At 72.5% G+C, this 21,051-nt stretch carries 19 protein-coding genes; 9 read left to right on the top strand and 10 right to left on the bottom strand.

All coding sequences use genetic code 11. The features are described from left to right. Positions 1 to 351 precede the first annotated feature (351 nt). Genes AB0F77_RS37725 through AB0F77_RS37740 form a run of 4 tightly spaced genes read left to right on the top strand, consistent with a single transcriptional unit; the run spans position 352 to position 5,175 of the window. Entirely contained in the window at positions 352 to 1,605 is a 1,254-nt protein-coding gene (locus tag AB0F77_RS37725) for a polyprenyl synthetase family protein (RefSeq protein WP_361957588.1), read from the top strand. Beyond that, on the top strand, positions 1,602 to 3,140 hold the full coding sequence (crtI, locus tag AB0F77_RS37730) for a phytoene desaturase family protein (protein WP_361957591.1): 1,539 nt from the start codon (positions 1,602 to 1,604) through the stop codon (positions 3,138 to 3,140). The genes AB0F77_RS37725 and crtI overlap by 4 nt, the downstream gene beginning before the upstream one ends. Continuing rightward, complete coding sequence (locus tag AB0F77_RS37735; RefSeq protein ID WP_361957594.1) at positions 3,137 to 4,159, top strand: phytoene/squalene synthase family protein; 1,023 nt, start codon at positions 3,137 to 3,139, stop codon at positions 4,157 to 4,159. Before crtI ends, AB0F77_RS37735 begins: the two co-directional genes overlap by 4 nt. Further along, a complete protein-coding gene (locus AB0F77_RS37740) occupies positions 4,156 to 5,175 on the top strand; it encodes a DUF5914 domain-containing protein (protein WP_361957597.1) in 1,020 nt (339 codons plus the stop codon). Before AB0F77_RS37735 ends, AB0F77_RS37740 begins: the two co-directional genes overlap by 4 nt. A 28-nt stretch (positions 5,176 to 5,203) precedes the next feature. On the opposite strand, the gene AB0F77_RS37745 is transcribed toward AB0F77_RS37740, so the two are convergent. Beyond that, positions 5,204 to 5,383 (bottom strand): hypothetical protein, encoded by a 180-nt coding sequence (locus AB0F77_RS37745; protein ID WP_361957599.1) that lies wholly within the window; start codon positions 5,381 to 5,383, stop codon positions 5,204 to 5,206. 156 nt (positions 5,384 to 5,539) lie between these two features. On the opposite strand from AB0F77_RS37745, the gene AB0F77_RS37750 reads away from it, so the two are divergent. The 5 genes from AB0F77_RS37750 (at position 5,540) to AB0F77_RS37770 (ending at position 9,852) form a co-directional block, all read left to right on the top strand. Continuing rightward, complete coding sequence (locus AB0F77_RS37750) at positions 5,540 to 6,661, top strand: acyl-CoA dehydrogenase family protein (RefSeq protein ID WP_361957602.1); 1,122 nt, start codon at positions 5,540 to 5,542, stop codon at positions 6,659 to 6,661. A 149-nt stretch (positions 6,662 to 6,810) separates the two neighbouring features. Continuing rightward, on the top strand, positions 6,811 to 8,016 hold the full coding sequence (locus tag AB0F77_RS37755) for an acyl-CoA dehydrogenase family protein (protein ID WP_361957605.1): 1,206 nt from the start codon (positions 6,811 to 6,813) through the stop codon (positions 8,014 to 8,016). 55 nt (positions 8,017 to 8,071) lie between these two features. Further along, on the top strand, positions 8,072 to 8,626 hold the full coding sequence (locus AB0F77_RS37760; protein ID WP_361957607.1) for an NUDIX domain-containing protein: 555 nt from the start codon (positions 8,072 to 8,074) through the stop codon (positions 8,624 to 8,626). 16 nt (positions 8,627 to 8,642) lie between these two features. Beyond that, on the top strand, positions 8,643 to 9,245 hold the full coding sequence (locus tag AB0F77_RS37765; protein ID WP_361957610.1) for a hypothetical protein: 603 nt from the start codon (positions 8,643 to 8,645) through the stop codon (positions 9,243 to 9,245). A 49-nt stretch (positions 9,246 to 9,294) separates the two neighbouring features. Beyond that, a complete protein-coding gene (locus AB0F77_RS37770) occupies positions 9,295 to 9,852 on the top strand; it encodes a TIGR03086 family metal-binding protein (RefSeq protein WP_361957613.1) in 558 nt (185 codons plus the stop codon). 73 nt (positions 9,853 to 9,925) lie between these two features. Here the strand turns inward: AB0F77_RS37770 and AB0F77_RS37775 are convergent, their stop codons facing one another. Genes AB0F77_RS37775 through AB0F77_RS37815 form a run of 9 tightly spaced genes read right to left on the bottom strand, consistent with a single transcriptional unit; the run spans position 9,926 to position 20,999 of the window. Next, on the bottom strand, positions 9,926 to 11,257 hold the full coding sequence (locus AB0F77_RS37775; protein ID WP_361957616.1) for a CoA transferase: 1,332 nt from the start codon (positions 11,255 to 11,257) through the stop codon (positions 9,926 to 9,928). After that, entirely contained in the window at positions 11,244 to 11,987 is a 744-nt protein-coding gene (locus tag AB0F77_RS37780; RefSeq protein WP_361957619.1) for an acetoacetate decarboxylase family protein, read from the bottom strand. The genes AB0F77_RS37775 and AB0F77_RS37780 overlap by 14 nt, the downstream gene beginning before the upstream one ends. Next, positions 11,987 to 13,081: an LLM class flavin-dependent oxidoreductase gene (locus AB0F77_RS37785; RefSeq protein WP_361957622.1), complete on the bottom strand. Its 1,095-nt coding sequence runs from the start codon at positions 13,079 to 13,081 to the stop codon at positions 11,987 to 11,989. The genes AB0F77_RS37780 and AB0F77_RS37785 overlap by 1 nt, the downstream gene beginning before the upstream one ends. 57 nt (positions 13,082 to 13,138) lie before the next feature. After that, complete coding sequence (locus tag AB0F77_RS37790; protein ID WP_361957625.1) at positions 13,139 to 14,392, bottom strand: amidohydrolase family protein; 1,254 nt, start codon at positions 14,390 to 14,392, stop codon at positions 13,139 to 13,141. Beyond that, positions 14,389 to 16,569: an anthranilate synthase component I gene (locus AB0F77_RS37795; RefSeq protein ID WP_361957628.1), complete on the bottom strand. Its 2,181-nt coding sequence runs from the start codon at positions 16,567 to 16,569 to the stop codon at positions 14,389 to 14,391. Before AB0F77_RS37795 ends, AB0F77_RS37790 begins: the two co-directional genes overlap by 4 nt. Further along, the gene (locus AB0F77_RS37800; protein WP_361957631.1) at positions 16,559 to 17,968 is read right to left on the bottom strand and encodes an adenylosuccinate synthase; all 1,410 of its coding nucleotides are present in this window, start codon (positions 17,966 to 17,968) and stop codon (positions 16,559 to 16,561) included. Before AB0F77_RS37800 ends, AB0F77_RS37795 begins: the two co-directional genes overlap by 11 nt. Continuing rightward, entirely contained in the window at positions 17,959 to 18,975 is a 1,017-nt protein-coding gene (locus AB0F77_RS37805) for a phosphoribosylaminoimidazolesuccinocarboxamide synthase (protein ID WP_361957634.1), read from the bottom strand. Before AB0F77_RS37805 ends, AB0F77_RS37800 begins: the two co-directional genes overlap by 10 nt. Before the next feature lie 32 nt (positions 18,976 to 19,007). Beyond that, positions 19,008 to 20,057: a beta-ribofuranosylaminobenzene 5'-phosphate synthase family protein gene (locus AB0F77_RS37810; protein ID WP_361957637.1), complete on the bottom strand. Its 1,050-nt coding sequence runs from the start codon at positions 20,055 to 20,057 to the stop codon at positions 19,008 to 19,010. Positions 20,058 to 20,087: 30 nt separating this feature from the next. Further along, a complete protein-coding gene (locus AB0F77_RS37815) occupies positions 20,088 to 20,999 on the bottom strand; it encodes an ABC transporter substrate-binding protein (RefSeq protein WP_361957640.1) in 912 nt (303 codons plus the stop codon). Positions 21,000 to 21,051 lie beyond the last annotated feature (52 nt).

The following is a 21,051-nucleotide window of genomic DNA, read 5'->3' on the forward strand; positions in this document are numbered from 1 at the left end:
GTACGAGGGCGATCCTCCGCCTTGCGACTGCACGCACCAGACGCCGCGGGCCCCGCCCTCCGGGCGGACGGCGCCACTTTCGAAACACGCCCTAGTGGCCCGACGGTGCCGGGCCGGGCTGCGCAGAAGCATTCCGTACCACTGTCCCGCGCGGACGCGGGCCGCGCCGCGCGTACCCCCGCCGGGTGTCCGCCGGTGGGGTGGCCGACGCGTCCCATCAGGCGAAGGCCCCGGTGGCCGGCGCTCCCGAGTGGAATGGGTGTTGTTGCCGCCGCTCCGACGCCACCCGTACGCCCCACCGGGCGAACGCATGTGTACAGCCCTGTGCCCGCACCGACGAGAGGAACCGGGATGCGCCCCAGCAGCGCCCGACAGGGTACGCGCGACGAGCACCCGCCCGATCCGGCCGAGCCCGGGACCGTCCCGCGCGGGGAGGACGTGGACGCCGACGTACCGGCTGCCGTCGAACGGAGCCTGCGGCAGATCCTGGACGAACGTGTCGCGCAGGCATCGTCCTTGGAGCCGCTGTTCGGCCAGGACCTGGCGGCACGACTGGCCGCCTTCACCTTGGCGGGGGGCAAGCGCACCCGACCACGGTTTCTGTGGTGGGCGCTGCGCTCCTGCGGCGGTGGCGGCGAACCGGCACGGACGAAGGCCGCCCTGCGCATCGCGGCCGCACTCGAACTGATCCAGACCTGTGCCCTCGTGCACGACGACGTGATGGACGACTCCGACCGGCGCCGCGGACGGCCGTCGGTGCACGCCGACATCGCGAGGCGGCACTCGCCGTGCTGCGGCAGGACCGACCGCGGTTTCGGCAGGGCCGCGGCCATCCTGGTCGGTGACCTCGCCCTGGCCTGGGCGGACGACGTCGTGGCCGCCACCGTGACGGAGCCGGCCGCCGCGGACGCCGTCGCCGCCATCTGGCGTGCCCTGCGCACCGAGATGGTGGCCGGACAGTACCTGGACCTGCACGGCCAGGCCACCGGCACACGCTCCCCAGCCGCCGCCGTGCGTGTCGCGTACCTCAAGAGCGCCCTGTACTCCGTCGAACGGCCGATCGCCCTGGGCGCCGCGCTGGCGCGGGCCGATCCGCGCACCACCGCGGCGCTGTGTGCGGCGGGACGATGCTCGGGCATCGCCTTCCAACTGCGTGACGACCTTCTCGGTGCCTTCGCGGAGCCGCAGGTCACCGGGAAACCCTCGGGGGACGACATCCGGCAGGGCAAGCCGACCTATCTCGTCGCCGTCGCCAGGGACCGGGCCGTGGCAGAGGCCGACACGGACGCGCTGACCGTACTCGACCGGTGCGTGGGCGCGGGCCGGCTGACGGAGGCGCAGATGGTGGAGGTGCGGCAGGTACTGATCCGCACCGGAGCCAGGGCCGCCGTCGAGCACCGCATCGAGCAGTTGGTCGCCCGCAGCCTGCGCCATCTGACCGAGGCCCACCTGCGGCACCCCGGCCGCGATCGGTTGCGGGACCTGTTGTGCGCCGCCGCGGGCGTCATGTCCGAACCGGACGTGGCCGCGGGCCCCCGTCGGCCCGGGGCCGGGGCGGAACCGGTCGCCGCGCCGCACGGCCCGGCACGGGGGCGGCCCCGATGAGGACGGTGGCCGGCCGCAGCGATCGCGTCGTGGTCGTCGGCGCGGGCCTGTCCGGCCTGTCGGCCGCACTGCACCTGCTCGGGGCCGGACGGCGGGTGACCATCGTGGAACGCGACCACCTGCCCGGCGGCCGGGCCGGCCGGCTCGACCGGAGCGGCTACCGCATCGACACCGGCCCCACCGTCCTGACCATGCCCCACCTGGCCGACGAGGCGTTCGCGGCCGTCGGCGACCGGCTCCGCGACCACGTCGAGCTGCTGCCCCTGGACCCGGCCTACCGGGCGTGCTTCGCCGATGGCAGCAGGCTCGACGTGCACACCGACGCCACCGCGATGGCGACCGAGATCGAACGGTTCGCCGGGCCGCGTGAGGCGGCCGGGTATCTGCGGCTGCGCGCCTGGCTGACACGGCTGTACACCGTGCAGATGCGCCGGTTCATCGACGCCAACTTCGATTCTCCGCTGGGGCTGTTCACCCCCGACCTGGCCCGATTGGCCGCACTCGGCGGCTTCGGCCGCCTCGACGCGCGCATTCGACGATTCCTGACCGACGAGCGTCTGCGGCGGGTGTTCACCTTCCAGGCCCTGTACGCCGGTGTCGCACCGGCCCGCGCCCTGGCCGCCTATGCCGTCATCGCCTACATGGACACCGTGGCGGGCGTGTACTTCCCGCGCGGCGGCATGCACGCCCTGCCCCGTGCGATGGCCACCGCCGCGGTCGACGCCGGCGCCGACCTGCTCCTCGGCCGTGAGGTCACGCGCCTGGAGCGGTCCGGCAGCCGGGTCACGGCCGTGGTCACCGCCCGGGAACGGATCCCCTGCGACGCGGTCGTCCTCACTCCCGACCTGCCGACCGCCCACCGGCTGCTGGGCCGCGCACCCCGCCGCCCGGTACCGCTGCGACACGCGCCGTCGGCCGTCGTCCTGCATGTGGGCACGGACGCCACCTGGCCGCATCTGGCCCATCACACCCTCTCCTTCGGGGCCGCGTGGCACAGAACGTTCGACGAACTGACCCGGACCGGGAGCCTGATGACCGACCCCTCCCTGCTCATCACCCGCCCCACGGCCAGTGATCCCGCGCTCGCCCCCCGGGGCAGGCACCTGCACTACGTTCTGGCCCCTTGCCCCAACACCGACGTCGGGCCGTCGGCCGCGGCCTGGCACGACCTCGCGCCGCGTTACCGCGACAGCCTCCTGGCCGTCCTGGAGGCACGCGGGCTGCATGGCATCACCCGGCACATCGACGAGGAATGCCTGGTGACGCCCGCCCACTGGGCCGCCCAGGGGCACGCCGCGGGCACTCCGTTCTCGGTGGCCCACACCTTTTCCCAGACCGGTCCGTTCCGCCCCCGCAACGTCGTGCGCGGGACGGACAACGTGGTCCTCGCGGGCTGCGGCACCACCCCCGGCGTCGGAGTGCCGACCGTTCTGATCTCCGGCAGGCTGGCCGCCGCCCGCATCACCGGCACCCCCCGTCGCCGCCGTCCGCACACCTCCCCATCCGGTACGGCAGCGCGCGGCGGCCGCCCATGACCGCGCGGGAGCTGAACGCCGCCGGCATCACCGACCCGGTGCTGCGCTCCGCCTACGCCCGTTGCCGCCGCCTCAACGCCCGCCACGGCCGGACCTACTTCCTGGCCACCCGCCTGCTGTCCGCCGATCGCCGACCGGCTGTGCACGCCCTGTACGGCTTCGCCCGGTGGGCCGACGACATCGTCGACAGCCACCACGTCGCCGGACGCGACGACCGGGCCGCGGCCCTCGCCCGGCTCGACGCGCAACTGCGGCGGGCACTGAGCGGTCGCCGGAGCACCGGCGGCTGCGACGAGCCCGTGGTGCTGGCCGTGGCCGACACCGCTGCCCGCTACACCATCGCCACCGAACACTTCACGGACTTCATGGCTTCCATGTGCAGCGACCTGACGGTCACCGAGTACGCCACCTACGACGATCTCTGTGTCTACATGCACGGCTCGGCCGCGGTCATCGGCCTCCAGATGCTGCCGGTACTCGGCACCGTGAGCCCCCTCGCCGAAGCCGCCCCGCACGCCGCCGCCCTCGGGCGTGCCTTCCAGTTGACCAACTTCCTCCGCGACGTCGGCGAGGACCTGGACCGCGGCCGTGTGTACCTGCCGACCGACCTGCTCAGCGCCCACGGCGCCGACCGGGCCCTTCTGCAGTGGAGCAGGTCCACCGGGCGAGCGGACCCCCGCATCACCGCCGCGCTCCGGGCGGCCGAGGGCCTCACCCGAGACGTCTACCGTCAGGCCGCGCCCGGACTGGCGATGCTGGACCGGTCGGCCCGCCCGTGCATTCGTACCGCCTACACCCTCTACCAGGGCATCCTGGACGCCATCGCCCGCGACGGATACTCCGTACTGCACCGGCGCGCCGTGGTCCCCCGCCGTCGTCGGGCACTCCTCGCCGCCGACGGGCTCGTCCGGGTCTGCGCCGCTCGCCTGGGCGCCCGCCGGGGCAGCGGATGTGCTCCGGGTGCCTCCGTCCCGACGAGGTCCGTCCCGCCGTGGAGTGACGCGAAGGAGACCGGATGAGCCCCGGACCCACGCCGCCCCGTGGACGTTCTCCGCTGCGACTGCGGCGCGGCCCGCTCCCCTGGGCACGCCAGCGACCGACCTGGCGGGAAGCACGGCCCGCGGTCATCGCCTCCGCCGTCGAGCGGGCCACGGCCCGGCCGTCCGGCAACTGGTTCGTCGTGGGCGCCGTCAGGGACGTGCGGCCCACCCGACCGCTGTCGCGGAACGTCGCCGGTCTGGAGGTGGTGGTATGGAGGGACGGCAGCGGGCGCCTGGTGGGCGGGCCCGGCGTCTGCCCCCACCTCGGCGCGCCGCTGGGCGACGGCCCGGTGCACTGCGGCACCCTGGTCTGCCGCTGGCACGGCCTCGCCCTCGACGGTTCCCGATCCGCCGGGTGGGAACCTCTCCCGGTGTACGACGACGGCGTACTGGTGTGGGTGCGGCTCGACGCCGTCGGAGGGGAACACCCGACGCACGCTCCCGTAGTGCCCCTGAGACCTCCGTCGGCGACTGCTCTCCAGACCGTCTGGCACGGTGTGGGACGCTGCGAACCGGTGGACGTGATCGCCAACCGACTCGACCCGTGGCACGGAGCCTGGTACCACCCGCACACCTTCGTCGACCTCACCGTCGTCGAAACCCCGGCCGACACGGAGGACGCGGAGGACGCGGATCGATTCGTCGTGGACGTCTCCTTCCGCCTCACTCGTCGCTTCGTCGTACCCGTTCGCGCGGAGTTCACCGCGCCCGGACCGCGCACCGTGCTCATGCGGATCACGGAGGGCGAAGGAGAGACATCCGTCGTCGAGACCCATGCCACGCCTCTGGGTCCTGACGACCGCGGCGGACCCCGCACCCTGGTCCTCGAAGCCGTGACGGCCACGTCCCCCCGGCCGGGCTTCGTCCTCGCACGCAGAGCCGCCCCCCTCCTGAGGCCCCTCGTGCACGCCGTCGTCGGCCGCCTCTGGCGTGACGACCTGGCCTACGCCGAACGTCGCCGACGTCTGCGTGAGACCGGCCGGTCACCCGGCTGACCGGGGCGGGATCCCGGCCCGTGTGCGGTCAGCCGCCGGTGCCGGGCCACTGCCACGTATGGGTGCCGAGCCACCAGGTGACCACAGCGACGAAGACCAGGACGAAGAGGCTCACGAACAGCGCGCACCCGAACGCGGCAGCCAGGATCCACGCCCGCACACCCCGGCCATCGGTGTTCCGGCGCCGTGGCGGTGCTTCGTTCGGCATGACCTCATCGTCCGTCCCCGGTCGGTGAGCCGCACCCCGACGGGCAGCCCGCGGACGGCGATAACCGGCCGGTTTTCCAAGCGCACTCCCGGTCCGACACGGAATCGCTTAGATTAATCGGCACAACTTTTGCCGCAGAGAGCGGGAGCGGTTGCCGTGGCCCAATCCTTCAGCGAAGATCACGAGCAGTTGCGCGAAGTGGTACGTCGCTTTCTCGCGGAAAAGTCGTCCGAAAGCGACGTCCGGCGCCTGATGGAACAGCCGGAGGGTTTTGACCCGGCTGTCTGGAAACAGATGGCGGATCAACTGGAACTCATGGCGCTGACAATTCCGGAGAGATATGGCGGATCAGGCCACTCTTATGCGGAATTGAGTGTCGTACTGGACGAGATGGGCCGGGCGCTGTTGTGCGCCCCCTACTTCTCGACCGTGGCGCTGGCGGCCAATCTGCTGCTCGCCACACAGGACGAGTCGGCGAAGTCGGACTACCTGCCCGGTATCGCGCGCGGCCGGACCGTCGCCACGGTCGCGATCGCCGAACGGCAGGGGCGGTGGAGCGAGGACGGCATCACCCTGGAGGCCGTCGCCACCGCGGACGGGGTGTGGCGGCTGACGGGGGAGAAGCACTACGTTCTCGACGGCCATGTCGCCGACGTCGTCCTCGTGGTCGCCAGAACCCGGGCGGGAGTGTCGCTGTTCGCGGCCGAGCGGGACACGGCCGGCCTCGTCGCCACCCCGGTCGCCACGATGGACGGGACCCGCAAGCTCGCCCGGCTCTCCCTCGACCGGGTGCCGGCCCGCCTGATCGGCACCGAGGGTGAGGGCTGGCCCGCCGTGGCCCGGATGCTCGACCTGGCGGCCGTCGCGCTGGCGGCGGAACAGGTCGGCGGAGCGCAGCGGGTCCTGGAGATGGCCGTCGAGTACGCGAAGCTCAGGGTGCAGTTCGGACGGCCCATCGGCAGCTTCCAGGCCATCAAGCACAAGTGCGCCGACATGCTGCTCGCGGTGGAGTCGGCGCGTGCGGCGGCCTACCACGCGAGCTGGGCGGTGGCCGAGGGGAACGACGAGGAAGTGCCCACCCTGGCGAGCCTGGCCAAGTCCTGCTGCTCCGAAGCCTACTTCCACGCCGCCGCGGAGAACATCCAGATCCACGGCGGCATCGGCTACACCTGGGAGCACCCCGCCCATCTCTACTTCCGGCGGGCCAAGAGCAGCGAACTGCTCTTCGGCGACGCCGCACACCACCGCGAGCTGCTGGCTCAGCGGATCGGAGTCTGAGAACCGACGGACAGAAGGACGGACGACCGTTGGAACGAGCGCCGGACGAACCTGTGTTCTCACACCTGCCCAGCTCACCCGCCCCCACCGCGCCCCATCGAGCCGCGTCCCACCGGGCCGGGGCCCACACCGAACCGTTCCGCCGACGCGTGCGGGAGTGGATCTCGGCCAACATCCCGGCCGGGCCGGCCGGGCCCGCGCCGTGGTCCGCGCCGGAGGCGCACGGCGCCGCCGGCGACGAGGAGACCCGCCCGGCGGCGGCCGCGGCGTCGTACGCGCGGTGGGAGCGCAGACTGCTCGCCGCGGGTCTGGTCTGCCCCGCGTGGCCGCGACGGTACGGCGGTGCCGCTCTCGGTCCGGACGAGGTGCTGGTGCTTGAGGAGGAGTGTGCGCGGGCGGGCGTCCCGCGGATCGGGCGGGGAACCGGCGAACTGGTCGTGGGACCGGTTCTGCTGGCGCACGGCACCGAGGAACAGCGCTCCCGCCTGCTGCCCAGGATCCTCTCCGGCGAGGACACCTACTGCCAGGCGTACTCCGAGGCGCCGCACGGATCCGACCTCGCCTCCGTGACGACCCGGGGCACGGTGACGGGCGACGAGATCACCGTGACCGGCCGCAAGTCGTGGGTCCACGGTGCCCACCGGGCCACCACCGCACTGGTCCTGTGCCGGACGGACCCCGGCGCCGCCCGCCACCGTGGGCTGTCCTGCGTCGCGGTCCGGCTGGACGACGGTGACACGGAGCTGCGCCCGGTGCGGACGGCGGACGGGGCGCGTGACGCCCACGAGATCGTGTTCGACGGCGCCCGCGCGCCGCTCCGCGACGTCATCGGCGGGCCGGGCGGCGGATGGTCGACGGTCATGACCGCCGTGGCGCACCACCGGGCCGGCCGGGCGGCAGCGGCGCACCTGGGCTTCCAGGCCGAGTTCTGGGACCTCGTCAGCCAGGCACGGAAGTCCGGAAGAACCCGCGATCCCCTGGTCAGGGACCAACTGGCCTGGGCCTACACACGCCTGGCGCTGCTGCGCTGGGCCGCCGTGGACCGGCCGGAGCACGGCGCGGCGTTCGGCGCGACGGGCCCCGAGTCGGCCGTGCCGAGCCTGCTGCGCGCGGAGTACCACCGCCGGTTCGGCGAGATCGCCCTGAACATCACCGGCGCGGCCGGCCTGGTCCGCCCCGAGGCCGGGGAAAGCCCGGAGCGGACGGACCGCTGGCAGCAACTGTTCCTCTCGAGCCGGGGTGACACGATCGCGGGCGGGACCGCCGAGATCCTGCGCGACATCATCGCGGAACGCGTGCTGGGACTGCCGAAGGAGCCACGCACGGGAGGGAGCGGCACGAATGGCGGGAGTTGATCGCTCCCGCCCGCGCGAACGGTCCGCATCACACCGCGTCACTAGGATTCCGCACATGGTCACCACCACACGAGCAGTCCTCGACGTCCTCGACCGCTACCAGCCGCGGACCGCCACCGAGCACACCGACGTGGAACGCGTGCGCGCTCTCGCCGAGGCGGGGGACCCCTGGGGGCGGGAGACACCGCTGCACGTCACGGGATCCGCGTTGATCGTGCACCCGGACAGCGGACGGGTCCTGCTGCGCTGGCACCATCGGCACGAGTCCTGGCTGCTGGTCGGCGGGCACGCCGACCCGGAAGAGTACGATCCGCTCGCCATCGCCCTGCGGGAAGGGCGGGAGGAGACGGGGCTGCCCGACCTCGCACCCTGGCCGGACGCGGAGGTCCGGCACCTCGTCGTCGTGCCGGTGCCGGCGAACAGCCGGGAAGGAGCGCACGAGCACGCGGACATCCGCTTCGTGCTGGCCACCCGGACCCCCGAGGCGGCCCGGCCGGAGAACCCGCAGGCGCCCCTGCGCTGGCTGTCCCCGCAGGAGGCACGCGGACTGATCACCGAGGAGAACATCCACGACACCCTGTCCCGCGTGGAGCCGTTGCTCGCGGGCTGACCCGGCAGGAGGGCAGATGTACGCCGTGCTGTCAGTGACGGACAAGACGGGGATCACCGAACTGGGAGCCGGTCTGAGCCGTCTCGGGATGCGACTGGTGGCCACCAGCGGTACCGCCGGGCTGCTGCGGGAGGCCGGTCTCGATGCGACGGTCATCGGGGACCTTTCCGGCGTGCCCGAGCTGATGGGGGGCCGCGTCCGCGCCTTCCACCCGTCGGTCTTCGGCGGACTGCTCTACCGCCGGGGACACCCGCGGGACGAGGCGGACGTCCGACGGCACCGCGTTCCCCGCATCGACGTCCTCGTCTGCAACTTCCGGGACGTGCCGCCGGACGACAGCACCGACGGCGCGGTGGACTCCATCGACGTGGGCGGCCCCGCCATGGTGCGCGCCGCGGCCAAGAACCACGCCGACGTGCTGCCGGTCGTGGACCCGGCGGACTACGGGGACGTCGTCGACGCCCTCACCGCGGTCGGCGGCGTGGTCAGCGAGACCGGCCTGGCGTTCCGGCGCCGGCTGGCACGGAAGGCGTTCCTCCGCACGGCGGCCTACGACCAGTCGATCCACCGGCTCCTCACCCGGCTGACGGAGACCGGTCAGGCGCCGCCGCGCTCCTGAGCATCTGTCACCCCAGTCGCCCCAGACATCGAGAGTGGTGGTCTTCCGCATGGACATCCGGGCCCTGCACGCACAAGCCCTCCAGTCGACCCACCGGTTCGTCGCCGCCGTCGGCGCGGACCAGTGGGAGGCGCCGACACCCTGTGAGAAGTGGACCGTACGACAGCTCGTGAACCACCTCGTGGCCGGGAACCTGTGGGTGCGCGAACTCGGGAACGGCCGGACCGTCGGGGACGTAGGAACGGAACTCGACGGGGACCTGCTCGGCGACGATCCGTCGGCCGCGCACGAGGCGTCGGTCGCGTCGGCGACCGAGGCGTTCGCGGCCGCCGACGCCATGGAACGACTGTGGCCGCTCTCCTACGGGGAACGGCCGGGCCGGGTCTACGCCCGGCATCGATTCGTGGACGTGCTGGTCCACGGGTGGGACGTCGGCCGGGCCGTGGGCGCGGACCCCCGGCTGCCGGCCGGCCTCGTCGACGCCTGCCTGGAACTCTTCGACAGCCGCCCCCAGTCGTTCGCCGCGTGGGGTTTCGCCGAGGTGGCGCCGCAGCCGGGTGCCGCTCCCCAGGACCGGCTGCTCGCCCTCACCGGCCGTCGCCCCTGACCGGTCCCGCGCCCGGCCCGCAACCGCGGACCGGGCGCGGGACCTCGGTCCGTTCCCCCGGGAGAGCGTTCCCTCACCCGTTCCCCTCTTTGTCCCCGTCCCCGTTTTCGTTCCTGTCCCCGTTCCTCGTCCCGGACGCGCCGTCCGTCTCCAGGCGTGCCAGGACCTCCGCGGTGTGCTCACCGAGCATCGGCGGACGCCGGTACACACCCGAGGGCGTCGCGGTGAAGCGGATCGGGCAGTTCGGGAACACCACGGGACGGCCCCCGCCCGGCTGTTCCACGGCGACGAGCATCTCCCGGGCCCGGACATGGGGATCGTCGAACAGGTCGGCGGCGTCGTTCACCGGCCCCACGGGGACCCGGCCGCCGAGCTCCGCGGCGATCTCCGCCGTGGTCCGCTCCCGCGTCCAGTCGGCGATCACGCGCTGCACGAGTCCGGCGTGGGCGACCCGGTCGCCGTTCGTGCGGGTCCGCTCGTCGGCGACGAGTTCCGGACGCCCCATCGTCTCGCACAGCACCTTCCAGTGGTTGTCCGTCGGGGCGGCGATCGCGCACTGGCCGTCCCTCGTGGGGAAGATGTCGAACGGCACCAGCTGCGGATGACTGTTGCCCGTCGGGCGGCTGACCACACCGGTGTACGAGTAGCGGTAGACGGCGGTCTCGCACAGGGAGACGATCGAGTCGACCATGGCCACGTCGACCATCTGGCCCTCGCCCGTGGCACGCGCGTGGTGCAGGGCGGAGAGCACCCCGATCGCCGCCAGCGTCGCGGGGTACAGGTCGCCGATGGTCGGGCCCACGCGCACGCCGTCGTTTCCGGAAGGACCGGTCATGCTGACCAGTCCGCCCATGGCCTGGGCGACGACGTCGTAGGCCGGCCAGTCCACGTACGGGCTGGCCCCGGTGCGCGGATCGCCGAACCCGCGGATGGACGCGTACACCAGTCGGGGGTTACGGGCGTGGAGCGCCTCGTATTCCAGACCCCACCGCTCCATCACGCCCGACCGGTAGTTCTCCATCAGCACGTCCGCGGTGTCGACGAGCTTCAACAGCCGTTCCCGGTCGGCGGGCAGGCCCAGGTCCAGGACGATCCCAAGCTTGTTCCGGTTGATGCTGGCGAACAGCCCGCCGTAGTCGCGGTCGTCGTCGTCCTTGGTGAACGGGCCGCTGTAGCGGGGCAGATCCCCGGCGGGCGGCTCGATCTTGATCACTTCGGCGCCGAGATCGGCCAGGATCATCGTGCAGAAGGGACCCGACACCGCACGGGTGAGGTCGACGACCCGGACGCCCCTGAGCGGGCCCGAGGGACCGGGCCGCATCGGCGCGGCGTTCTCGTGGCCCGTGAGGTGGTCGGCCCGGCTGTCCGACGTCTCCCGGGGCTCCCGTGGACTATGCCTGGTCAATGCGTTCCGTCCCTTCCAGAGCGCTCACATCGGCGCGGCAGACGTACCGGACGGGGCGGAACACCACGTCCCCGGTGAAGGAGACCGCGGATATCGGGTGCGACGGACGGAGCCGGGGCTCGCCCCAGTCCGCGGCGTCGAAGACCGCAAGCGACGGCCGGCCGCGTTCCGCCGTCGTCACGTCGTAGCCGCGCTCGGCCTGGATGAGCCGGTTTCCGCGCGGCGTGCGGGCCAGGTGCACCGAGTCGGTGAACTGCAGGTCGGCGGCGGCCAGCGGAACGGGGTCGAGGAGCCGCACGTCGAGTACGGGACGGCCGTCGAGGCGGACCGAGGCGGCCGAGCCGTGGTAGCGGCGGTGCAGCTCGACCGCGGCCGGCCGGGTCCGGTGCCCCCACCGCTCGGCGAGCACCGCGGCGGCCTGTTCCCCGTCCACGAAGCACGACACCTGGAACCCCCGGCTGCGGGCGCCGCTGCGGCACACGATGCGGGTCTCGGCCAGCGTGAACGGTCCGGCCACGCTCTCCTCGACGCGCAACACGGTCACCGTGATCGCCGGGGGATTCACCGGATGCAGGGCCGGCGGCAGGACGTCCTGCCGGGCACGGCTGTCCACCTCGTAGACCGCCTGCAGCACCTCCGTGCCGCGGCACACCAGGGATTCCGTGGCGGGGACGGCGACGAAGGGCGCGTTCGCCGCCATCGCCTCGGGGTCGGCGGTTCCGCAGAGCATCAGCGTCCGCCCTCGGCGAAGTGCGGCATGACCTCCGCCGCGAAGAGCCGCATGCTGTCCAGCACCTTTTCCTGGGGTACCAGATTCGCCGTGTTCAGCAAGAAGTTGATGGCGTCCACACCCATGCTCTCCCAGATCTTGACGGCCTTGACGATGTGGTCCGGGTCCCCGATGGCGACGCCCTCGGGGACCGGACGGCGTGCCGCGGGGTCGTCGTCGCGGATCCGCGCGACGCTGCCCGCCGCGAGATTGCCCAGCGACCGGTACGCGGGAGTCGGATAGACCTCCCTCGCCCACAGCAGCTGGCTGTTGAGCATGCCGAAGGCGGAGAACATGGCACCCCCGAACCGGCCCGCGACCGCGTCGTCCTCGTGGCAGAAGAGATAGTTCATGGTGGCCACCTGGTCGTTCACGGTGTGCCCGACCGGGTCGCACTGCTGGATGCGCTTGCGGTACTCGTTGGTGCGCCGCTCCTGCTCCTTGAAACTCGCCGCGGCGACCCCGAGACATCCGATACCCCGGTCGGCCGCGTCGCGCTCAGTGCCGGGCGACGTCACCGTCACCCACAGCGGCGGGTGGGGATCCTGCAGCGGTTTGGGCACGACGGGCCGCTCCGGCAGGGAGAAGGTCGTGCCGTCGTACCGCACGCGTTCCTCGGTCCACATGCGGGGCAGCACGTGCACGTACTCGTCCCACGACATCTTGGTGGTGTCGGGATCGGCCATGAAGCCGCCCAGCTCCGTGATGGTCGACGCGCGAGCCGTGCCCAGGTCCAGTCGCCCGCCGGAGAGGATGTCGAGGGCCGCGGCCCGTTCCGCGACCCGCACGGGGTGGTTGATCTGCGGTACGCACACCACGCCCCCGTGACCGACACGCAGCCGCGACGTCGACATGGCGACGGCGGTGAGGAAGACCTCAGGAGCCGAACAGTGCGAGTACTCCTGGAGGAAGTGGTGCTCGACCGCCCACGCCGTGGTGAACCCCAGCTCGTCGGCGAGCCTGCTCTGCTCCAGGGCGTCCTGGTAGACCTTGACCTCGTCGGCGTGCCCCAGCGGCTGAGGTACCGACAGTTCGAAGAAGATGCCGAATTTCATGCGCGCTCCCGTCAGGCTCTGTCCTGCGGGCCGTCCGTGCCCGTCCCGCCCTTCCCGTCAGTCCACCGGTCCGTCCGGCCCCCGCACCCGCCGTCCCGCGGCCACGACCAGCCGCGGATGCCGCAGGGCCCCGATGTCGCGCAGCGGGTCCCCGTCCACCGCGAGCAGGTCGGCGCGGCGCCCGGCCTCGAGGACCCCGGTGTCCCCGAGGCCCAGCACCGCCGCCGCGCCGGAGGTGGCGGCGACCAGCGCCTGGTGGCGGGTGAGTCCGATGCCCTCCTCGCCCACGAGGGCCGCCAGGTCTGCCGGGAACCCGTCGAACGTCCGCTGGGGGACGCCCGCGTCCGAGCCCGCGAGCATGGGCACCCCGGCGGCGAGCAGGAGCCGGAACACCTCGCGGATGTGCTTGTGCCGGTCCCGGAACCGTGCCGCGATCACATCGGTGCCGTCCCGCATCCGCTGTAGGGCGCCGCTGATCGTGGGCACGAAGGCGACGGAGCGGGCGGCCATCAGGTCGGCGGTGGCCGGGTCGTACTCGATGCCGTCCGCCGTCTCGAACAGGCAGTGTTCGATGGTGCGTGCGCCGGCCTCGGCGGCGAGTCGGATGCTCAACGGGTCGTAGGCGTGGGCCGCGACCGGACGGCCCAGCCGGCCGCTCTCCTCGGCACAGGCCCGGATCTCCTCCTCGTCGAACTGGGGGCGCACCGGGTTGGTGCGGGGCGTGAGGTTCCCGCCACTGACCATGAGCTTGATCCAGTCCGCGCCGTCGCGCACCTGGCTCCGGACGGCCACCCGGATGTCGGTGGGCGAGTCGCACTCGTGGCTGAACCAGTGGCAGTGGCCGCCGGTGACGGTGATCGGCCGGCCGCTCGTCAGCACCCGCGGTCCCGGGAGCCGCCCGTCCAGGACCGCGGCGCGCAGGGGGAAGGCGACCTCGTTGAGGGTCCCCAGGTCCCGCACCGTGGTCACGCCGGCCTCCACCGCGGCCCGGAGGTTGACCACGGCCCGCACGGCGAGCGCCGCGGCACCGGCCCGCGCCTCCCGCTTGTAGTCGCGGACGGGTACGGCCGACCCGCTCAGCGTCAGATGCACATGACCGTCGATCAGACCCGGCATCAGAGTGGCCCCCGGCAGGTCCACCCGGGGCCCTGCCGTGACATCACCCCAGCCCAGGTCCGCCTGCCGTCCGACGGCGGCGATGAGACCGCCGTCGACCAGGACGAAACCGTCGTGGACGGGTTCGGTGGCGATCCCGTCCCAGACCCGGTCTGCCGTGAAGAGCCAACGCCCTTCGCCCTCTTGCTCGTTCACCCGCGCCACCCCTCGACGGCTCCGGCGGCACGCAGGTCCGGCGCCCGGTCGGCGTCGTGCAGTACCGCTTCGACGACCCGGTGCCCGACCCGGTCGCCCAGGGTCAGGATCGATTCCGGATGGAACTGCACCGCCGAGACGGGCAGGGTGCGGTGCTCCACCGCCATGACCACCCCGTCGTCCGTACGCGCGGTGACCTCCAGGCAGTCGGGCACCTCCGCCGCCCGGATCGAGTGGTAGCGTCCCGCGGCGAACCGCGTCGGCAGCCCGGCCAGCAATCTGCCGCCCGTGACGTGGACCCAGGACGCCTTGCCGTGCACCGGCCTGGGCAGCAGGTCGAGCGACCCCCCGAAGTACTCCACGACCGCTTGCAGGCCGAGGCACACCCCGAAGACGGGAATCCCCGACCGCAGAGCCTCGGCGAGCGCCCGGGAGGTGCCGAAGTCCGCGGGTCGGCCCGGCCCCGGGGACAGCACGAGCAGGTCGGGCCGCTCGTCCGCCATCACCCCCGGGCCGAGCGGGGCACGGAACGTCCGTACGTCCGCCCCAGCCTGACGGAAGTAGTCGGCGAGGGTGTGGACGAACGAGTCCTGATGGTCCGCGACCAGGACGCGCCGGTGCGGCGGCCGGGGACCGCGCCGCCCCGTCGCGGCGCGGTCCCCGGCCGTGCGGTGTTCCTCCCCGCGGACCGCGGCGAGCAGGGCGGACGCCTTGAGTTCCGTCTCCCGTTCCTCGTCCTCGGGCACCGAGTCGAAGAGCAGGGTGGCACCGACCCTCACCTCGGCCCGTCCGGACCGCAGCTGCACGGTCCGTATCGCCAGGGCCGTGTCGACGTCCCCGTTGAACGCGACCCGGCCCACCGCCCCGCCGTACCAGCGGCGCGGAGTGGTCTCGTGCTCCTCGATGAACTGCATCGCCCACGCCTTGGGGGCGCCGGTGACGGTCACCGCCCAGGTGTGCGCCATCAGCGCGTCGAGGCCGTCGCAGTCCTTGCGCAGGACGCCCTCCACATGGTCGGCGGTGTGGATCAGGCGCGAGTACAGCTCGATCTGGCGCCGGCCGATCACCCGGACGCTGCCGGGCTCGCAGATGCGGGCCTTGTCGTTGCGATCGACGTCCGTGCACATGGTCAGTTCGGATTCGTCCTTGCGGGAGTTGAGCAGCGTCAGGATCTGCTCGGCGTCGGCGACGGCGTCGCGCCCGCGCGGGACGGTGCCGCTGACCGGGCAGGTCTCCAGCCGGCGGCCCCGGACCCGGACGTACATCTCGGGGGAGGCCCCCACCAGGTGCTCGCCGTCCCCGAGGCTGACGAGGAAGCCGTAGGGCGACGGGTTGTCCCGGCGCAGCGCGCGCCACAGTTCCGAGGGCCGCCGGTCGGTGCCCTCGGAGAACGTCTGGCTGAGGACCACCTCGAACAGGTCGCCGCGGCGGAACGCCTCCCCGGCCTCCGTGACGAGGTCCGCGTACTCGCCGGCCGGGAGGCTGCGGTCCGAGCCGCCCCGGCCGCCGGTACAGGGGGTGCGGGGGCCGTCGCGGCGCATCCCCCGGGTGGAGTCCGTCTCGTCACGGAACTCGTACCGCAGGCGTTCCGCCACCCCCCGGGCGCCGTCGACGACGAGCAGTTCGTCCGGCAGGTACAGGACGAGGTCGCGCTGGCCGGCCGGGCGGGGCAGGCGCAGCCGCGCCGGCTCGAACTGGAAGCCCAGGTCGTAGCCGAACGCGCCGTACAGCCCCGCGTGTTCGTCCGCCGCCGAGTGCAGGAAGTCGCGGACGGCGCGCAGGACGGAGAACACGGACGGACGGCGGCTGCGTTCCTCCTCGGCCGCGCCCACGGCGGGCTCGGCCACGTCCGCCACCAGGTCGGCGCCTTCCCCCCGGACACCGGTCACGTCGCCGGCCTGCCGCAGCACGGGGTCGAGCATGTGCAACAGGGGCGTGCCCCGGTCGTTGAGCGGACTCAGCCGGACCTGCCGCCCGCGTGCCGTCACCCGCAGCGGCGGATCGACGAAGCCGATCCCCCAGCGGGTGTAGCGCCCTGGGTACTCGGTGTCCGAGACCATGACCATGCCGAGCCGCTCGTCCAGCGCCGCGGCCATGTCGTCCAGTTCGGCGGTGTCGGCGGGGAGCCGTTCGCACTCCACCGTCACCCCGCCCGCCGTGGTGAACTCAACGGGCACGGCTCGCCTCCAGGCCGGTGCTCCCGCCGCCGGCCGGAGCCGTGGCGGGCGTCAGCAGGGGGGCCTCGCTCAGGTAGACGGTGTCCGCGCGTTCGGGGCCCACGCCGACGGCCACGATCTCCACGTCGAGCGCGGCGGCGAGGTGGTCGACGTATCGACGGGCGGCCTCCGGCAGCGCGGCCGGTCCGCGCGGCGCCACTCGCGACCAGTCCGTGTCCCCCCAGCCCTCCAGCCGCTCCAGCACGGGGGTGGCCGACGCCAGGTCGGACAGCCGTGTCGGAAAGGACTCGGTGAACCGGCCGTCGATCCGGTAGCCGGTGACCACCATGACCTCCTCCAGACCGGCCAGGACGTCGATGTTGGTCAGACACAGCCGGCGGATCCCCTCGACCTCGACGGCGCGCCGGACCATGGGGACGTCGAACCAGCCCACACGACGCCGTCGGCCCGTGACGGTGCCCCACTCGCGGCCCCGGGTGACCAGGTGGTCGCCGATCGCGCCGTCGACCTCCGCCATGAGCGGGCCGCCACCGACCTGGACCGTGTACGCCTTGGCGATGCCGAGCACGCTGAAGTCCTGGGCGGGCGACGTGCCGGTGCCGACGGTGACACCGCCGGCACCGCTGTAGCCGCTGGTGACGTACGGGTAGGTGCCGTGCTCCAGATCCAGGCCGAAGCTCTGGGCGCCCTCGTAGACGATGTGGTGCCCGTCGGCGCGGACCTGCCGCAGGTACCGCGACACGTCGCACAGATGGGGCTCCAGAAGCCGGCCGGCCGCGCCGTACTCCGCGACGAGCCGGTCGATCTCCTGGGCGACCGGTTCCGGGTCGACGGGACGTCCCAGGACGCGCTCCACGAGGTCGCGCTTCAGCGGCACCAGACGTGACAGCCGGGCGTACAGGAGGTCCTCGTCCAGCAGTTCGGCCATGCGCAGGCCGATCCGCGCCGCCTTGTCCTCCCGGCAGGGGCCGACACCGCGGTTGGTCGTCCCCAGCCTGCCGGTGCCGTGGACGAAGCCCGTGGCCGCGGAGGTGGCGATCTCGGTGCCCCGCCACTCCTCCTCGGCGGCGTCCTGCGCCACGTGGTACGGGAAGATGACGTGCGCCAGCTCGCTGATCCGCAGATCGACGTCGAGCCCGGCCGCTCGCAGCGAGGACAGCTCGTCCAGCAGGGAGACCGGCTCGATGACACAGCCGTTGCCGAGGACCCCGACGGAGCCGCGCAGCACTCCGGCGGGGATCTGCACGAACCGGTACTCGGTGCCGTCCGCCACGACGGTGTGCCCGGTGTTCGGCCCGGCCTGGTAGCGGACGACGGCGTACGCCGATTCGCAGGCGATGTCGGTGTACTTGCCCTTGCCCTCGTCTCCGGCCTGACAGCCCACGATGATCAGGTCCATGCCGCACCCGCCCCGGGCTCCGTGGGGAGGGCGCCGGGCGTCCGGCCGGGGGCGAGGCCGGCCAGCCGGTCCAGCACCCGGCCCAGGTCGTCGGCGCCCCACACCCGGGTGCCGGTCCACAGCTCGCACAGCGACCGGTACATCTCACCCACGAGTTCCACGACCTCCCGAGGGAGGGGATCCGGGGCCGGCCACGTTTGCCTCGGGCGTCCCTCCCGGACCCATTCCTCGACGCGGGACTGGAGGCCGGTGGCCGTGTAGTGGTCGCGCAGCACCTGCTTGCCGACGTGCGCGCCGTCGAGGAGCAGCCGGACCTCGTCCGGTGTGCCCGCGTGGTCCACGAGAACCAGCCGTCCCCCGTCGTCGCGGCCGTACTCGACCTTTCCGTCGGCGAGCACCAGTCCGAGGCCCCTGGCGTGATCGCCCACCACCTCGGCGACGAGCCGGGTGAGTTCCTCCAGCTCGGCCTGCTGCTTGTCGTCGAGCCCGCCGATCGCGGCCGCCTCGTCCCTGCCGACGAAGCGGTCGATCTCCTCCAGCTTGGTGGTGTACTCGATCACCGGACGCTCCAGCACGGTGCCGGGGACGGGGGGACGGGTGAGGCCGATGTCGGACGGGGCCAGCCGGCCCAGCCGCAGGCGGCGCAGCACCGACGACCCCTCGGGGACGAGGGTGCGGAAGATGACCTGGAGCGGGACGAGATGGTTCACGTCCGTCGGCCCGAGCGTCCGCGTCCGCGGGTCGATGACCCTCAGCAGGTCGAAGTCCATCCGGTCGGGCGGACCGAAGCCGCGGAAGTGGGTGGCGACCCCCGCGTCGGCCAGCAGACCGAAGTTGAACGCCGCGATGCGGCAGCACGCCTCGCCCTTGTCCGGGACGGGGTCGGGCATCTTGCCGTAGTGGAAGACCGAGTAGTCGTCGGTGAACCGGAAGGTGCCCGCCCCGCTCCGCCCGTCGGCCGGTTCCCGCCGGACGAGCAGATCCTTCGTTGAGAACCTCTTCGGCACTGCTGCCTCCTCGCGTGCGCCGTCCTGTGGGTTCAGGTGACGGTGGTTCCGTCGTCGAGCACCGGGATCCAGTCGACGTCGGCGGGGTGGTTGCGGGCACCGCTGAACCAGAATTCGCGGACGATTCCCGACTCCCGCAGCTGAGCGAGCCATTCGACGGCGGCTTGCGGACGCCGCGTGAAGGCGTAGCACATCGGACCCTCGGAGCTCATCGCGATGGCGTCGATCTCCTCCCCCCTGCGCGCCTCCTCCAGCAGGAACTTCACCTGCGAGGACTGCATGTCGATCTGCTTCTGCTTGAAGTGGCTCTCGTACGTCAGGAAGTTCACCGCGCGGCAGAAGGCCGGGTAGTCCGTCTCGAGGACGGAGGTGGCCAGGTTCATCAGGACCGCGTGGGCGGTACGGCGGGCCTCCTCGGCCGGGATGGGCAGGGTCCGGGCGAAGAACTCGCGTTCGGTCTCGCCGTGCATCTGGTTGCCGTTCGGGACGATCACCAGCACCGGCCAGGTCGGGAACGGCGCCGAGATCAGCACGGGCGGTCGCTTCCCGCCGCCCGCGAACCGCGTGGGGACCAGATAGCGCTTCGGGTCCTCGGCGAAGTCGTCGGGGTTGCGGTGGCCGCCGTCGACGAGGAAGCCCCCGCGTTCGATGAGGTTGGGGCTGGCGCCGGAGGTGCCGGCCCGGCCGGCCGCCCGAGCGATCTCCGCGGTGCCGACCGACAGGCCGGCGAACTGCGCGTACGCGCGGCCCACGGCGACCGCGGTGGTGGTGCCGGAACCGAAGCCCGTGTGCGGCGGAAGGCCCTTGCGGATCACCACCTTCGCCGGCGGGCCGTCCCACGCCTCCCGCAGCCGCCCGAGCAGTGCGCTCACGGCGTCCACGTGGGCCGAGCCGTTCTCGTCGGCCGTCACCGCGTTCTCGTGGTGCGGCAGGACGACCGCCTCGAGGCCGGGGGAGCGCAGCGCCATGGACGCCATGCCGTTGCGGCGGCCGGTCTCCCCGTTCAGGTCGATCAGTGTGAAGCTGACGCGGCATCCGGTGCGGACACGCACGCCCCATTCCTGCGATACGGCGTCGGGCATGGAGCTCTCCTCGCGTTGGGGGGCGGTGGGTCAGCGGACCGCGTCCACCTCGGGCTCCTCGATCACCAGGTCCTCGTACCGGGATCCCGGTTCGATCAGGCCCCAGCGCCGCATCCAGGCGTGGGCCTTCTCGAACTCCGGACGGGTGTAGGGCTCCGGGGCCACGTACCGCAGCCGCGGCAGATGGAAGTCGTCCGGGGTGATCTCGCCCTCGAAGACCTCCGGCAGCGACTCGACCAGATAGTGCAGATACGGGCGCTTGTCCTCGTTGAGCGCGGTGACCGCCCGGTTGACGGCCCGGTTGCAGGCGGCGTAGGCAGCGCGGTCGAAGCCCGGCGCCGCCAGCTCCAGTCCCGCGTAGTGGGTCTCGATGACCTTCTGGAAGCCCTGCTTCTCGGCCAGGGTGATCCACGGCTCCGACAGGGCGACCGCGGCCGCTTCGCCGGACTGGACGGCCCGGTAGCCGTCGATGGTGTGATAGCCGACCGTCTTGATCTGGTCGGACTCCAGGAAGCCCTCCAGCATCTGGATGGCCGCGTAGTGGTTGCCGTTGTGGAAGCTGACCGCGACCGGGGCGTTCGCCAGGGTCTGGGGATAGATGTACTGCGACCCGGGCGCCGCCATGAGGGCCATGACGGCCACCGACGAGCGCTTCCCAATGATCTTCGCTCCCCGTCGGCTGTCGTGGGCGCGCCGGATCTGCCCCCACTCGCAGGCGCGGTACAGATCGACCTGCCCCTCCTCGAAGGGCACGTGGTTGCGGATCGAGTCGACGAGTTCATGGTCCGCGACCGGTTCGCTGAGGACCTGTTCCGCGCGGTTCCTTATGAATTCCACCGACACACCCTCTGCGGCGAAATAGCCAAGCTCGTCGGCGACCAGCCACGGCAGTGCGAAGACGGCGGATGGGCCGATGCCTTCGGTGCGCACGGTAACCGTCATGAAAACGACCCCTTTCGGAAAGCTGATTCCGTCCCGGATGAACTAATACCAG

Source organism: Streptomyces sp. NPDC026672 (assembly GCF_040638185.1).
In the GTDB taxonomy this organism is placed as follows: domain Bacteria; phylum Actinomycetota; class Actinomycetes; order Streptomycetales; family Streptomycetaceae; genus Streptomyces.